General features: G+C 67.8%; 12 protein-coding genes and 1 riboswitch. Of the genes, 3 read left to right on the top strand and 9 right to left on the bottom strand.

Translation table 11 applies throughout. The features are described from left to right. Nucleotides 1–13: 13 nt before the first annotated feature. The 3 genes from Q1V78_RS00610 to Q1V78_RS00600 form a co-directional block, all read right to left on the bottom strand. The gene (locus Q1V78_RS00610) at nt 14–673 is read right to left on the bottom strand and encodes an ECF transporter S component (RefSeq protein WP_300610461.1); all 660 of its coding nucleotides are present in this window, start codon (nt 671–673) and stop codon (nt 14–16) included. Then, nucleotides 664–782: riboswitch (TPP riboswitch) on the bottom strand. (Overlaps the previous gene by 10 nt.) 29 nt (nt 783–811) lie before the next feature. Then, nucleotides 812–2,149 (bottom strand): PHB depolymerase family esterase, encoded by a 1,338-nt coding sequence (locus tag Q1V78_RS00605; RefSeq protein ID WP_300610460.1) that lies wholly within the window; start codon nt 2,147–2,149, stop codon nt 812–814. 171 nt (nt 2,150–2,320) lie between these two features. Continuing rightward, entirely contained in the window at nt 2,321–5,794 is a 3,474-nt protein-coding gene (locus Q1V78_RS00600) for an error-prone DNA polymerase (RefSeq protein ID WP_300610458.1), read from the bottom strand. 262 nt (nt 5,795–6,056) lie between these two features. Here Q1V78_RS00600 and Q1V78_RS00595 point away from each other — a divergent pair, with 262 nt between their 5' ends. The 3 genes from Q1V78_RS00595 to Q1V78_RS00585 all read left to right on the top strand — a co-directional run bounded on the left by Q1V78_RS00595 (nt 6,057) and on the right by Q1V78_RS00585 (nt 8,848). Continuing rightward, on the top strand, nt 6,057–6,926 hold the full coding sequence (locus Q1V78_RS00595; RefSeq protein WP_300610456.1) for a MetQ/NlpA family ABC transporter substrate-binding protein: 870 nt from the start codon (nt 6,057–6,059) through the stop codon (nt 6,924–6,926). 84 nt (nt 6,927–7,010) lie between these two features. Then, a complete protein-coding gene (locus tag Q1V78_RS00590) occupies nt 7,011–8,102 on the top strand; it encodes a methionine ABC transporter ATP-binding protein (protein ID WP_300610454.1) in 1,092 nt (363 codons plus the stop codon). An 89-nt stretch (nt 8,103–8,191) separates the two neighbouring features. Continuing rightward, nucleotides 8,192–8,848, top strand: coding sequence for a methionine ABC transporter permease (locus tag Q1V78_RS00585; protein ID WP_149121818.1), 657 nt, complete (start codon nt 8,192–8,194; stop codon nt 8,846–8,848). A 147-nt stretch (nt 8,849–8,995) separates the two neighbouring features. On the opposite strand, the gene Q1V78_RS00580 is transcribed toward Q1V78_RS00585, so the two are convergent. The 6 genes from Q1V78_RS00580 to Q1V78_RS00555 form a co-directional block, all read right to left on the bottom strand. Then, nucleotides 8,996–9,403: a branched-chain amino acid transporter permease gene (locus tag Q1V78_RS00580; RefSeq protein ID WP_300610452.1), complete on the bottom strand. Its 408-nt coding sequence runs from the start codon at nt 9,401–9,403 to the stop codon at nt 8,996–8,998. After that, nucleotides 9,400–10,083, bottom strand: a complete 684-nt coding sequence (locus tag Q1V78_RS00575) for an AzlC family ABC transporter permease (protein WP_300610680.1) — start codon at nt 10,081–10,083, stop codon at nt 9,400–9,402. Before Q1V78_RS00575 ends, Q1V78_RS00580 begins: the two co-directional genes overlap by 4 nt. A 205-nt stretch (nt 10,084–10,288) precedes the next feature. Next, nucleotides 10,289–11,452: a sucrase ferredoxin gene (locus Q1V78_RS00570; RefSeq protein ID WP_300610450.1), complete on the bottom strand. Its 1,164-nt coding sequence runs from the start codon at nt 11,450–11,452 to the stop codon at nt 10,289–10,291. A 122-nt stretch (nt 11,453–11,574) separates the two neighbouring features. Beyond that, nucleotides 11,575–12,261: a hypothetical protein gene (locus tag Q1V78_RS00565; RefSeq protein ID WP_300610448.1), complete on the bottom strand. Its 687-nt coding sequence runs from the start codon at nt 12,259–12,261 to the stop codon at nt 11,575–11,577. Nucleotides 12,262–12,523: 262 nt separating this feature from the next. Next, entirely contained in the window at nt 12,524–14,185 is a 1,662-nt protein-coding gene (locus tag Q1V78_RS00560; RefSeq protein ID WP_300610446.1) for a DNA polymerase Y family protein, read from the bottom strand. Further along, nucleotides 14,182–14,922 (bottom strand): hypothetical protein, encoded by a 741-nt coding sequence (locus Q1V78_RS00555; protein WP_300610443.1) that lies wholly within the window; start codon nt 14,920–14,922, stop codon nt 14,182–14,184. The genes Q1V78_RS00560 and Q1V78_RS00555 overlap by 4 nt, the downstream gene beginning before the upstream one ends. Nucleotides 14,923–15,266 lie beyond the last annotated feature (344 nt).

The raw sequence follows: 15,266 nt of genomic DNA, 5'->3' as shown, positions 1-15,266 counted from the left end.
TCCCCTTATCGGCCTAGACCAGTTGTTGGCGTTGCCTGCCCGCCGGGAAGCGGTCGAGCGCCCCGGTGGCGACCAGGCCGCGGACGAGCAGCCAGCCCACCAGCCCTGCCAGCAGGATGCCGGAGAGAATCATGGTGGACAGGTAGGTGGCATTGAAGGCCAGGGACTTCGCGTAGTTTCCGCTGGTCGCCAGCTCCAGGATGAACTCGAAGATGGCGGCCACGGCACCGGCGGCCATGGCCACACCCAGCCCGGCGCGGCGGTAGGCGAAGATCGCGAAGACTAGCTCCGCGCCCAGCCCCTGGGCCAGGCCGGAGTACACGGTCTCGATGCCCCAGTGGTTACCCAGCAGCGCGGAGACCACGGCGGCGAGCACCTCAACGAAGAGTGCCGCACCTGGCTTGCGGATGATCAGCCCACCCAGCACGCCGCCGAGCAGCCAGATGCCGACCGCGAGCCCGCCGAGACCCGGGGTGGCGGCGTCGAAGACACCGTAGGCCGCGCCCCCGATGCCATTCCAGACCCAGAAGATCAGGCCGCAGGCCACACCCAGCACGGCGGCGACGATGATGTCCACGACGCGCCAGGACTTGCTGTGCTGCGTGGCCTGCTGCTCCCCCGCGAAGCCACTGGTGGCACTGTTCTGTGGTGGATTTTCGGGCGTGATGCTCACGGTTAGCCTCCCTATCGCCGGCATGATCCGGATCAGGTTTGACGGTCGGCACCACGATGCTGGCGCCCTCTCAGCCCGGACTTTCTCCCGGACTCCCGCGTTGGTCGGCTTTAACCCTAGCAGTCGCCCCGGACAGCCCTATTTCCGGTGCCGGGTGAAGAAACTCAAGATCTCCGCCCCGGCATTGACCGCGCGAGTGGGGTTCGCGTTCTGCTGTCCCCCGTCGTTACGCACCCCAGCGATCCCGGACTCGCCCGGCCGGGCTGCCTCGCCCTCGCCGGGCCAGGTGTGCCCCATCCCATTCACGGCGATGTGCATGACGTCCTTGTCCGCCGCGCAGTCGCGCCACTGGTAGCGGCGAACGACGGGGGTGACGTTGCGAACCGCAGGCGCGCCGAAGCAGGAGGCTCGGTGGGCGTACGCGGAGGCGAAGCTCATCGCCCCGAGGTAGGGGGTGCCGTAGCGGGAGCCGCCGTCGTAGTGGATGCGGCTGTCGGCCTCCCCGTGGATTTCGAGGAAGGACGTCGCCCTGCTGCCACGGAACTGTGGGTGTTCTTTGCCACGCTGTGCCCGTGTTGCGCAGCCCTGCCAGGTGCCCTTGTAATAGGCGCCTGCCACGGAGGCGAAGGCGGCGAATTCCTGGGGCATCTCGCAGGCGAGCTTCGCGACGAAGCCACCGCCGTTGCTCATGCCTGCGGCATAAATGCGCAGGTCGTCGACCTGGTAGGTGGCGGCGATGCGGTTGATGAGGTCCCGGACCAGGGCCAGGTCCTGTTTTCCGGTGGCCGTGGTATAAGGCGCGCCCGCCCAGGCCTTGTCGATTCCGTCGGGGTAGGCGACGATGGCACCGTCCCGGGCGAGGTCGCCGAAGCGGGCCATGGATTCACCGGACTGCCCGTAGCCGTGGAAGGCGAGGATCAGCGGCTTGGGCCGGGTGGCCTGGGACTGGCGAGGCACCACGTCGGCGGGCACCTGCAGCACCGCCTGCCGGTTGAGTCCCCCGGACTTCAGTTTGACCAGCCCTTTATTTCCGGGGCGTGGGGTGCCCCTCAGCGGGGCGGAGTGCTGGGTATTGCGCAGCACGGGCGCGGGGCTGGTGCTGGTGGCGGGATCCGCGGCAGCTCCCTGGCCGGGGTCTCCCCCGCGATCGCCGCGAGCGCTGGGCTCGCCGCCCGCGCCGGCCTGGTCCTCCCCGGTACCGCCTGCCCCTGGGGTGCGGTCGTTGCTGGTTCCCGTGGCCCGGCTTGAGCGCTCCGGGATGGCCACGGCGGATTCGTGCTCGGTGCGCTCGCTGACCAGGCTGTGCCGACTTTTTCGGGTGAGGTGTTCGACGCTCCAGCCGGTGTTTTTCTGCAGCCACACCCCGGCCCCGGCCGCGAGAAGAATGGCCACGGCCGCCAGTGCGAGGGCGATGATTCGCCGCAGCATATAGCGCCGCTGACTGGTGGGGCGCCAGGAAGGGCCAGGGGTGGTCATTCCCCCGATCTTGGAGGGTGGGCGCGGTGATTGTCAATCGGTGAATCGCATAAGTGTTATTCCCCACGTTTTGATCGCCCCGCCTTCCCCGGCCGCATGCCTTTCCTCACCGTCGCAGCCACCCACCTGGGTCGCGCCCACTGCCGACCCGGTGGCCGGCTCCGGGGCACGTCAGCGGAAATCCCGCGACGGGCTGCCCAGCGCCGCGGCACCGCCCAGTTCCGGCTCCACGGCCTCCAGCAGATCGGCGGTAACACTGGCCGCGCCTTCCGCGTTATGCACGATCCCGCGGACCACCACGATGCGTGCTGTCATCGCCACCTGCCTTTGCTTCTTCCATAAGCCCTGGGTGAGCATCACGTTCGCGATGCCGGTCTCGTCCTCCACCCCGAGGAAGACGACCCCGCCTGCGGTCGCCGGGCGCTGCCGGTGCGTGATCACCCCGGCCACCCGGATGCGCGAACCATCTGCCACATGCAGCAGGTCCACGGCGGGCACCACCGCCGCCCCGCCCCGGCGCTGCCCGCGGCGCACCCCGGCGCGCACCGGCAGGTCGTGCCACTGGGAAAGCTGACCCCGGAGCAGCTCCACGGGGTGGCCGTCCGGGGTCACCGACGTGGCCGCGAGGTCCGCGGCGGCCAGCTCGAAGGCGCTCATGCCGGGCAGCGCGGGCACCGAAGGCGAGGACGTTCCCGGCAGCATGCCGTCCCGCTCCGTAGCTGCCAGCCCCGCGGCCCACACCGCCTGCCGCCGATCCAGCCCGAGGCTCTCCAGGGCACCAGCCCGCGCTAGGGCCGCCACCTGCGCCACGCTGAGCCCGGCTTCTCGGGAGAGGTCGCTGACCTGCCGGTACTCCCCCTGCTCTTCCCGCGTGGCAACGATCCGCTCGGCCGCCTCCTCGCTGATCCCCGCGATGGATGCCAGCCCCAGCCGGATCGCGCCGATGGGCTCCGCGGTGCCCCGCCCCAGCCCGTGCACCCCGCGGGCACGGTTGACGTCCTTAAAAGAAGAGGAAGAAGACGCAGCAGAACCGGCCGAGAGATCCGTGTCCGCCTGCACCCCGGAGGCGTTGACGCACACCGGCAGGATCCGCACCCCGTGGCGGCGGGCGTCCGCAATCAGCGACTGCGGCGAGTAGAAGCCCATCGGCTGGGCGCGCAACAGGGCCACGCAGAATTCCGCCGGATAGTGGTACTTAAACCAGGCGGAGTAGTAGACCAGCGCGGCGAAGGACTGGGAGTGGGACTCCGGGAAGCCATAGGCTGCGAACGCCGTGATCTTCTCCCACAGCCGGTCCGCGACCTCCCCAGTGATGCCGTTGGTGCGCTCCAGGCCCTCGTAGAAGCGTTCCTTCAGCCGCGCCATCCGCTCCGGGGAACGCTTGGACCCCATCGCGCGGCGCAGCGTATCGGCCTCCGCGGCGGTGAACCCGGCGGCGTCCACCACGACCTGCATCAACTGCTCCTGGAACAGTGGGATGCCGAGGGTCTTGCTGAGCGCGGGTTCCAGGCACGGGTGGTCGAAGGTCACCGGCTCCAGGCCGTTGCGCCGCCGGATGAATGGGTGGACCGACCCACCCTGGATGGGGCCGGGGCGGATCAGCGCGACCTGCACCACCAGGTCGTAGAAGCGCCGGGGTCGCAGGCGGGGCAGGGTGTTCATCTGGGCGCGGGACTCCACCTGGAACACGCCCACCGCGTCGGCGCGGCTGAGCATCTCGTAGACCGCTTCCTCGGTCGGGGCCAGGCGCCACAGCTCGATACGGCGGCCACGGTGGGTGGCCACCTGGTCGATGGCGTGGTGCAGGGCCTCGAGCATGCCCAGGCCCAGCAGGTCGAATTTCACTAGCCCGACGGCCGCGCAGTCGTCCTTATCCCACTGCACCACGGAGCGGTTCTCCATGCGCGCCCACTCGGTGGGCACGACGTCCGCGATGGGGCGGTCGCAGATGACCATGCCGCCGGAGTGGATGCCGAGGTGGCGGGGCTGGCCGATCAGTTGTTCGGCGAGCTGGCGGACCCGCTCGGGGGCCTCCGCGGTCCCCCGGGTCCAGGCATCCACCTGGCCTGCCGGGTAGCCGAGCGCGCGGGCGGCATCGCGCAGCGCCCCCTTGCGCCGGTAGGTGATGACGTTCGCGACCTGGGCGGCGTTCTCCCGCCCGTAGCGGCGGTAGACGTACTGGATGACCTCCTCGCGGCGGCCGGACTCGATGTCCAGGTCGATATCGGGCGGGCCTTCGCGCTCCGGGGAGAGGAAGCGCTCGAAGAGTAGGCCGGCGGCGACGGAGTCGACCGAGGTGATGCCGAGCGCGAAGCAGACGGCGGAGTTCGCCGCTGAGCCGCGCCCCTGGCAGAGGATGTTGTTGCTGTGGCAGTGGTCGACGATGTCGTGGACGATGAGGAAGTAGCCGGGGAAGCCCAGTTTTTCGATGACGTCGAGCTCCCGGTCGATGACCTCCCAGGCCTTCTGCGCTGCCGCGGTGGAGCCGCGCCGCCCGTAGCGGTGGGTGCCGTTTCTTTCCACGAGCTCGCGGAGCCAGGACATCTCGCTGTGGCCTTCCGGCACGGGGAAGTGCGGTAGTTCTGGGGCGACGAGGTTCAGGGTGAATGCGCATTCTTCGGCGACGCCCACGCTGGTTGCGGCGGCTTCCGCGAGCCAGGCGCAGTCCCCGGCGAGCTGCCGCAGTTCCGCCCCGGAGCGCAGCCAGGATCCGCCCACGGGGTGGGTGACGGGCTCGGCGCGAGCGACGTCCCAGCGCCGCTGCAGGGCAGCCTTGGCCCCGGCCAGGCGGGCCTGGCTGGGGGTCGCGCAGGTGGGCTGTGAGGAGAGGATCTCGCGCAGCCCGTGGGTGGTGGCGAAGGCGTGCAGGGCCTCGTTATGGTCCACGTCGGCCGGGTCCATGCTCAGCTGCAGCTGCACCAGGCAGCACTGCGCGCCGAAGGCGTCGAGTAGTTCGGCGGCGCGGCCGGGGATGGCGAGCTGGGCGGCGTCGATGAGGACGAGCCAGTGCCCGCCGGCGGCCTCGGCGAGAGAGTTGAAGCTGGGGTATTCAACTGCGTCCTTGTCCCGGTGGGCCATCCGGGCGGCGGTGATGCTGCGGCTGAGCCGCCGATAGCCCTCCTGGCCGCGGCAAAGCACCGCCAGGCCGGGGGCCCGTGGCCCGTCGATGCTGAGCTCCGCCCCGAAGACGGTCTGGAGCTCGCCTTCTGTCTCTGCGGCGGCGGTGGCAAAACGCGCGGCCCCGTACATGCCGTCCCGGTCGAGGCAGGCCAGCGCGCTGAGCCCGAGCGCGCTGGCCTGCTCCACTAGTTCCTCGGGTTCGCTGGCGCCGTGGAGGAAGTGATAGCTGCTGGCGGCGCGCAGCTCCGCGAACTCCACGCGTGTCCCGGCTGCGCGCGGTGCCCCCGCCGCGGTTCGCTCTCCGCGGGGCCCGCCTGGCCGCTCCCCGTTTCGACCATCGAACTGTTCGCCGTGCCGGAGCTCGCCGGGGTAATCGCCATGTCGGCCACCGAGCTGCTCGTCGCGCCGCGCCTCGTTCCGCGAGCGAACTTCAACGCACTCACCTGTGGTTTTTCCCGAAAGGATACGCTCGATCCGCGACCAGCTGAGGGCCTTGGGGTTGTTGAATCCGCGCGTATACGTCACGGCCAGAACCCTACCCTAAATCGAACACCTATTCGATACCGTACGAAAGCTAGCCCTCTTCCCCACCACCCCAGAACCCCATTCAGTCGGGACCGGAATCGACGACACCACGTGCGTAAATGACAAGAAAATAGACCAAGTTGTCCACCACCGCCCAGCGGTGCTAAATTTGCCTTCAACAAATAGTGACCCGCAAAACCTAAGAAAACACCCACGCCAACTACGGCACACGGCGGGCACCCTCAGATCTAGGAGGATCACCATGTCCCTTCGACACAAGGCTCTGGCCGCGACGATCGCCCTGACCACCAGCTTCAGCCTCGTGGCCTGCTCCGGCGGCAACGACGACGACACCATCGTCATCGGCACCACTGACTCCGAGCAGAAGCAGTGGCAGGTCTTCAAGCAGGAGCTGGATAACGCCGGCCTGAAGACCGAGATCAAGTCCTTCAATGACTACTCCATCCCGAACCGTGCGCTGACCGACGGCGAGATCGACGTCAACAACTTCCAGCACATGATGTTCCTGGCCGAGTACAACAACGGCAACAACACCGACCTCGCACCGGTCGGCGCCACCGAGATCCTGCCGCTGGGCCTGTACTACAAGGACCACTCCGAGCTGAAGGACGTCGAGAAGGCCGGCGAGGTCGCCATCCCGAACGACTCCACCAACCAGGGCCGCGCCATCAACGTCCTCGTCCAGGCAGAGCTGGTCACCCTGAAGAAGGAGGGTCTGCTGACCCCGACCCCGGCTGACATCGACACCGAGAAGTCCAAGGTTAAGGTCACCCCGGTCGACGCAGCCCAGACCGCAACCTCCTGGCTCGACGGCACCCCGGCCATCGTCAACAACTCCTTCCTGGACCGCGCGGACATCGACCCGGCGACCGCCATCTTCCAGGATGACCCGGAGAAGGAGGAGGCACAGCCGTACATCAACGGCTTCGTGACCACCAAGGACCGCAAGGACGAAGAGGACCTGAAGAAGCTCGTCGAGATCTGGCACTCCAAGCCGGTCCAGGACGCCATCAACGAGCAGACCAAGGGCACCTCCGTCGCCGTGACCATGTCCGGCGATGAGCTGCAGAAGGTGCTGGACAACACCCAGCAGAAGCTCAAGGAGCAGTAAACCCAACCCCAAAAGGCGTGTCTCGCATGGCCGGCTCACCAGCCCGCCTGCCGAGGCACGCCTTTTAAACCGGAAGGCACTCCAATGGCCCAAGGCACATCCGCCGCCCCCGACGCGGCCGCCCCCGCAACCCCGCGGGGCGACCGCACGGGAACGGGAATCGAATTTCGCAACGTCCACAAGGTCTTCAAGCAGGGGCGCAAGTCCGTCACTGCGCTGGAGGACGTGAACATCACCATCCAGCCGGGCTCCATCGTGGGCATCATCGGCTACTCCGGCGCAGGCAAGTCCACGCTGGTGCGCCAGATCAATGGACTGGACAAGCCGACCAGCGGCGAGATCCTGCTCGACGGGCAGGACGTCGTCCCGCTGAAGGAACCGGAGATGCGCAAGCTGCGCTCCGATATCGGCATGATCTTCCAGCAGTTCAACCTGTTCTCCTCCCGCACCGTGGCCGGCAACATCGCCTACCCGCTGAAGCTGCAGGGCATGCCGAAGGCCGAGCGCGAGGCGCGCGTCGCCGAGCTGCTGGAGTTCGTGGGGCTGGCGGATAAAGGCCTCAGCTACCCGGAGCAGCTCTCCGGTGGCCAGAAGCAGCGCGTGGGCATCGCCCGTGCGCTCGCGACAAACCCGAGCCTGCTGCTCGCCGACGAAGCGACCAGCGCGCTGGACCCCTCCACCACCCGTGACGTGCTCGCGCTGCTGCGCCGCGTCAACGAGGAGCTGGGCATCACCATCGTGGTGATCACCCACGAGATGGAGGTCGTGCGTTCCATCGCCGACCAGGTCGTCGTCATGTCCAACGCCCGCGTGGTGGAGCAGGGCTCGGTCTACGAGGTCTTCTCCAACCCGCAGACGGAGGTCGCGAAGAACTTCGTGGCCACCTCCCTGCGCAACACCCCGGACAACGTGGAGGCGAACGCCCTGCAGGCCGGCGATGGCCGCCTGTTCACCATCACGATGAACCAGGGCGTGGGCTTCTTCGACGCCGTCTCCGAGCTCTCGGCTGCGGATGTGAGCGTGAACATCGTCCACGGCGGGGTCACCACCCTGCAGAATCACTCCTTCGGCCGCCTGACCGTGCGCGTGACCCCTCAGGACGCCGCCGGCGAGGCCGCGATCGAGAAATTCTACGCCGACCTGGCCCAGCGAACCGATATTGAGGAGATCCGATGAGCGCGCTGACTACTTTCCCGACCGCCGCGGGCTCCACCGCCTCCGGCTCCGCAACCGCCGCGTCCCCGGACACCCTCGTACTCGCCGCGATGGACTGGGACCGGCTGGGCGGTACCTTCACCCAGGCGATCTACGACACTCTCACGATGGTGCTGGCCACCCTCGTCATCGGTGGCCTGCTGGGCCTGGTGTTCGGCATGCTGCTGTACACCACCCGCCCGGGCGGGGTGCTGTCGAATAGGCCCATCTACTGGGTGATCAACTTCCTGGTGAACTTCGTTCGCCCGATCCCGTTCATTATCTTGCTCACCGCCATCGGCCCGTTGAGCGACGCCCTGGTGGGCAGCCGTATCGGACTCAAGGCCGCGGTGTTGGGCATGGTGATCGCCGCAACCTTCGGCGCGGCCCGCATCGTGGAGCAGAACCTGGTCACCATCGACCCGGGCGTGATCGAGGCGGCGAAGTCCATGGGCGCTTCCCCGCTGCGGATCATCTTCACGGTGATCATCCCGGAGGCCCTGGGGCCGTTGATCCTGGGCTTTACGTTCATGTTCATCGCGATCGTGGATATGTCCGCGATGGCTGGCTACATCGGCGCTGGCGGTTTGGGTGACTTCGCGATTGTCTACGGTTACCGCGCCTTCAACGACGAGGTCACGTGGATCACCGTGCTGGTCATCATCGTAATCGTCCAGGCTGCTCAGCTGTTCGGTAACTGGCTGGCTAAGAAGGTTATGCGCCGCTAGGAGCTCACCCTTCACCGGGCTTTCTGTCCTCCTTTTTAGGACGTCACCCCCTTGCACTTCGGTGCCGGGGGCGGCGTTCTTTTTATGCCTTGTTGGGGCAGGCGACGGTGACGAACGAGGCGCCGGTGACGGTCGCGACGTCGTCGTCTAGAAAACGAGGTTGACGAGCAGCACGTAGAACACCGTGCCCAGCAGGATGGATTGGGTGGCGGAGCGACGCCACAGGTGCCAGATGGTGGTGAAGGCCACCGCGATGAGCAGGGAGGCCAGGCCGCCGGGGGCGTCCATCCGGTCGGCAGCGGTGTAGATCACAAGGATGCTCATCACGCCCACGGGCATGCCCATGCCGAGCCAGGCGACGAGCTTGGATTCCCGGAAGGAACGCAGGGCGGCGAAGGGCAGGCCGCGTAGGGCGACGGTGACGATGCAGAGCGGGAGCAGCACGCCGATGGTGGTGCCGAGGCTCACGCCGGCGGGCAGGCCGTAGCTGCCGGTGGCCTCAGCTTCGGCAGCGTGGACAGCCTCGGTAGCCAGAACAGTGGGCTGGGTGCTCATACTTCCTGCCTTTCGTCCCCGGTGCGCCAGCGCAGCTGGAGGGCGCGGTCCAGGCCCGGGAGGTAGAAACGGGCGAGCAGCACGGCGAAGTAGAGCAGCATCGCGATCATCAGCATGTTGCCCGGGAAGACCAGCAGCGCCACCGTGGCGGTCACCGCGGCCGTGAGGACCAGGGAGACGTCCCTGGTGGCGAGGAAGGACTCGATCAGCAGCACGACGAACAGGGCGGTGAGCGCGAACTCCATGCCCTCGAGCTTCCAGGGGATGGCGTCGCCGAAGAGGGCGCCGAGAACTCCCCCACCGACCCAGGCGCACTGCAGGACGATCTGGATGGCGATGACCTGGCGGCCGGTGAAGCGCTGATTGGGGTTGGCGCTGACGATCGCATAGGTCTCGTCCGTCAGCGCGTAGATGCCATAGGCGCGGGCGAGTCGGCTACGGATGACGTGCAGCGGGTAGTTCAGGGCGTAGAAGACATGCCTGAAGTTCACCAGCAGCCCGTAGAGCGCGGCTGAGAGCGGCCCCACTCCCCCGGTGACGAGGCTGAGTGCCAGGAATTCCATGGAACCGGCGTAAATCACGAACGAGAAGATCGGCGCCCAGAACCACGCGAAGCCCATCTGGGTCAGCAGGATGCCGAAGGCCAGGCCGAGCGGAACCATGCCGAGGCCCACCGGCATGGCCAGACCGATGGCGTGCCGGATGCTCCCCTGGTCGGGATTGTGCTGGTTATCGATTTTCTGCTCGCTGTTGTGCTCGTGCGGCGTGGTGCGGTCGTTCTGGGTGTCGTGTCCGGCTGCGCCGTTGTATTCCGGCGTCCCGTGCGAGGCGTTGCCCGGCTGAGTGCTGCCCTGATCGGGTTGACTCCGCTCGGGACGCCGCGAGCTACCCAAGAATCTCCTCGCAGTCGACCGCGATCCAGGACTTCGCGCGCTTGGGCTTATCGCCGCAGGAGGACACGACCATGACGCTGTCCCGGCGCTCCATGCGGACCCGGAAGCGCAGGCCCGAGGCGGTGTCTTCCACGATGCGGACGGCGACGTCGGCGACTGCCTGCGTGTTTTCCTCGTCACTGCCTTCTGGGGTTTCCTCCCAGGACGTCAGCGTGGCGAGGCCGACGGGCAGCCCGCGGTCATGGAGCTCGTGTGCCACGCGGAGTTCGGCGACCTGGCTGGCGGGGTCAAGGCAGCCACGGCCGCGATTACCCTGCAGCCAGAGTTCCCCGCGTTGGGCGTGCTCCACCATGCTGCGCGCCCCACCCTCGGCCATGCGGCCGAAGGAGTAGTTGGCGGGCAGCAGGAGCATGGAAGGCGCGAAGCGGTGCCCCTTGGTGTGGGAGGACTCCCAGATGATCGGGTCGATGGGGTCCACCGAGGGGTGGTCGTCGAATTCCTCGAATCCGGTGCGCTTGGGATCCACCGGCCCGGCTCCCACTCCGGCGGCATCGGCGTGGTTCTGGGCGAGAGCACTGCGTTCCCCGGCCCCGGACGTGCGGTTTTCCCCTGTCGCGGCGTCGGCGAAGTGCTTGTTCAGCGCGGCGGCGAGCGGGCGGCCGCGGACGGCGCAGCAGCGGTCGCGGCGGCCGTGGGTGCAGACCAGCAGGATGGGGTGCTCGACGCGGCGGGCGCCCGGGGTGTTGCCCGGGGTGCTCAGGTCGACGTCCAGGAGGGCCTCGACGTTGGGCAGGTCCATCCTTTCGAGGATGGGTTCGGTGCCGGTGGCCCAGGCGATATAGAGCACCCGGGTGTTGTTCTGGCGGCGGTCCTGGCCTTCCCGGCCGGGGCGGCGGATGAACTGGAGTTCGGCCCCGTTGTCCTTGAGGAAGGTTTTGATCTTCGCATTCAGCTCGGCGCCGAAGGCGGTGCCGTCGAGGATGTCGTGCCCCCAGCCGGTGTAGAACTCCAGGCAGAGGACGATTTTTCCGGGTTTTGCAGTGCCAGCGAGCTGCTCTCCGGTGAAGGTGGAGCAAATGGTGGGGGCGTCGTCGAGCTGTTCGGTGGTGAACTCGTGTGGCGAGACTCCCGCGAGTGGATTTCTGCTGGTAGCCATAACTGACAAGGTACCAAATGGAAGGCCTTAGGCAGACCTAAGCGGCCGGATCGGTTGATCGCGGCCGCTTAAGGGTTCACGGGCTCACGCCCGTGGGATGGGTGAAAGACCCGCGGGTGCCCTTAGGAGCTGAGGGAAACACTGCCGGATGGCTTGGACGCACCCTTCTTCACGGTGATCTTCGGACCATTGTCGAAGACCTTGTGGTTGTTGAAGGCTGCGCCGACCTTTGCACCACCACCGGTGGCGAAGGCGCCTTCCTCCGAGCCGGCCTTCCAGGTGAAGTCGACAACCAAGGACTTGTGGGTGCTGACGGTGCTGTCCCCCTTGAAGATCAGGCCTTCCTTCAGGCCGACGTTGACCTGCTTGACGCCATCCTTGGTGGTCACGCCGTACTGGCTCTGGTCGAGCTGCTTGATGCTGCGGCCGAGGAGGCCGTTCTCGACGGTCTCGACCCTGACCAGCTGGAAGCTCTCCGGCATGCGCTCGATGAGGTCACTAACCTTGGTCTCGCCCTTCACGCCCTGGATCTTGATGCGGGTCTTGACGGTCGCGCCCGGGCGCACGGTCTCAGCGCCGGTGACGAGCTGCTTGTAGACGTCCACGTTCCAGGCAGGACCGCCGACGTTACCGAGCTTGTACTCCTTGCCCTGAGCCTGCTCCAGGTCTCCCGGAGCGGAGGAACCGAGGCTGCCCAGGCTGCCCAGCGGGCTTGCACCTGCGGCGGTGACGCCGCCCATGGCGACGGCCGTCGCTGCGGTGAGGGCAATGGTGGCCTTGCCGATTGCGTTGATCTTCTTGGTCGCCATTTCTTTGGCCCCTTTCATGCTGACCCGCGCGAATGCGCTGGTCTTTTTGTCTTTGAGGACTGGGAGCTGGGTGCGCTGGGCGGTCCCGCCTGTCGCTTGCCGAGGCATCTCGCTCTCTGGAATGACCCCGGTTCAATCTCAGTGTCTGGCAGCTTACTATTTTCTTAGCACCAGTACATTTCTTTGGAAAACTATTTCTGGTTTATTTTCCTCACCACCGTTTTCACCCCACCTTCCAGCGCTAACGCAACTCAGTCAGCCCTCAGTAAGTCGCCTCGATTCGCCACTTCTGCCCCTTGCATACCAACAGGTAGGCGCCCTCGTCGGTGGCGACCTGTAGGCGCGCGTAGCGCTTTCCTTCGGCCCACCACTGCTCATCCACGGGCCAGGGGCCAGCCCACCCCCGGATGGGTAGTGTCCGGTTACCCCACCGCAGCCGTTGAGGCGAGTCGCTCATCAGGCCCCGGCCGGTCACGTGCACGGGCTGTGCGCGCTCGCCGAGCACCGCGATCGATGCGGCCGGGTGCCCCGCGCTGGGGTTAGCGGCCTCCCCCACGGTCGCGGGCAGCGGCGCGGGCAGCTCCCCCCGCCACTGGGTCGTGGGCTGCGCGGAAATCTCCTCGGGCACTTCCTCGCCATAGGGCAGCGTGAGCACGCGCCCACCGATGGCCCGCCCACCCCGGTGGACGACCTGCTGAACGGCGGCCATACCGATGAGGGCTTGCGCTCGCCCAGCGGCGGCGCGAGCCGCGCGTAGCCCCTCGTCCGCCCCACCCCAGAGCGGTTCGGCGATGGTACCCGCTGGCACCGTCTCGACCGGGAGCAGCTCGATGGCAACCACGCCGGCGGCGGCGTCCTCGAAGTCCTCCTGCTCCGGCTCGCCAACCTTGGCGCGCAGCCGGGTGATCCAGCCGTCGAGTTGCCAGCGGACCCGCTGGGCGGTGTCTTCTTCCGTCAGGGGCTCGCGACAGCGCCAGGCGCGCTCCACCACGGTGGGGCCGGTGTACTCCGCAGGCGGGTTGAGGTGAACCCGCACGGTCAGCCGGAGGCAGGCCTCCCCGCGCCGGAAGAGCTCCCCGTGCAGCCGGGCAGCTGCCTGGCGGGCAACGAAGGCCGCGGTTTCGGTGCTCCGAATAGGCTCCCCTACCTGATGCAGCACCTCGACGGGCTGGGCGGGGCGCTGCGGGGATACCTCCCGGCCGGGCTCGCCGCAGGCCACTCGGTGCCAGTACACGGCTTCGGCACCGAAGCGCCCCGCCACGTGCTTCCGACCCAACGCCGCGAAGTCCCGCAGGCTGCGCACCCCCAGCTCCTGCAGGGTGCTGACCAGCTCAGCGGGGGCGCTCAGCACAGACTCCACCGCCAAAAACCCGATGGGCAGGGTGGGCACGAAGCTGGAGTTCCCGCCGGGCGGGACGTGCACCCCACGGCGTGATGCCCACACGGCGGGCATCAGGTCGTCCGCGGTGCCGGCTAGGCACTCCACCCCCAGCCGGGCCGCGGAGTCCAGCAAGAGCTCGACGGCCGCAGCCTCCCCACCGTAGTAGTTCGCCAGCGGGCGGGTGGGCAGCGCGACGAGGCCGGGGCGTAGTGTTTCCACTCCGGCAGCTACGTCCATCAGGGCGTCCACGATGTCCTCGTGGATCGTGGCCTCCTGCACCGGGTCAGCGGGCGCGTGCCAGAGCTCCGGGCAAGTCGCGAGCGCATGACGCTGCTTCATCCCCTGGCGCACCCCTTGTGCCCGGGCGGCGGCGTTGCAGGCCTGGACGCGATAATCCGCGATCGTGGCAGCGGGCTGCAGCATATCCCAGCCGCGGGCAAGCCCCACGGCATAGACCGGGAAATCCGGGAACCACAGGACGGTCACGCGCTCGGCCGCGACAGCGCCCGCCTCGGCACTTCCCGCTTTCCCCAGGCCACTCACAGCGCCACCTCGATCCGACCCCGATCAGCCTGACTGCCAGCACCATCGCGGCGGCCCGTCAGTTCCGCCGTGATGCGCTGCGGCGGCTGCCCCTTGCCCCAGACGCGCCCGGTCACGTCGATAGAGCGGATGCGGCCGCTCCCCCGGCCCAGCCCGTGGACGCCAGCCACCTGCACGTCGAGGTTCAGCCGTGCACCCGGCCAGGGCGTCCCACAGCTAAGCAGCGCGCAGCTGCTCTTGCGCAGCCGCGCCTCCACGGGGCGTGCGAAGGTGGGCGTGACCCGTTGGACGGGCACGTAAACCACCAGATCCAAGCCCTCCGCCAGGGTCGAGAGCACCGCCCCGACGTGTGGCGCGGGATCCGGAACGATGATCAGCCGGGAGAGCTCTCCACCCGCCGCGGCGACGGCCGCCAGCGCGAGTTTCGGGTAGCCCACCACCGCCGCACACCCGCCGTTCGCGGTGACATGCGCAAGAATATCGACGACCGCGGCGGGACAATCCGCCATCGCAGTCACCGCCCCGCGCGCCAGCCCACCGCCAGCAAGCTGGCCCGCGAGCCACTCGGGCATGCCGAGCGTCCGCGCCCGCCCCACCGTCGCGGGCTCGGACGCAACCGCGCGCAACGGCGCGGCCGCCCGGGCAGATTCCGCCTCCTGGCCCGCAACCTGAGGCTGCGCCACACTCTGCAGCCCAGCCACACCCCGTGGCTCCGCTGCGCTCTGTGGCTCCGCCATGCCCCGAGGTTCCGGCGCACGCCGAGTCGTGGCTGCAGCCCGCGCCGCCGCACGGTTGCTTTTGAGCTTCTCAATCGCATGAACAACATTGCTCTCATCGATCAGCATGGGCACGGCGCTCCCTCCTCTACATCGGCACCATCAGCTCGGGAAACATGCAGGCCAGCCCGCTCCCGCCGGGAATCAAAGTTAAGTTCACTGCTCCGGCCAGGCCGACCGGATTGACGTCCTAAAAGATAGAAAACAGACCAGACAAGTCGAACATATGTTCTAATTCAGGGATTCTAGCCCCACCTGGCGCGGTTCACCAACGCCCTGCTCACCGCCGAAAAAGACCGCGCAGC

It is taken from the genome of Corynebacterium sp. (genome assembly GCF_030152825.1).
In the GTDB taxonomy this organism is placed as follows: Bacteria; Actinomycetota; Actinomycetes; order Mycobacteriales; family Mycobacteriaceae; genus Corynebacterium.
This window is presented reverse-complemented; position numbering and strand designations above follow the sequence as displayed.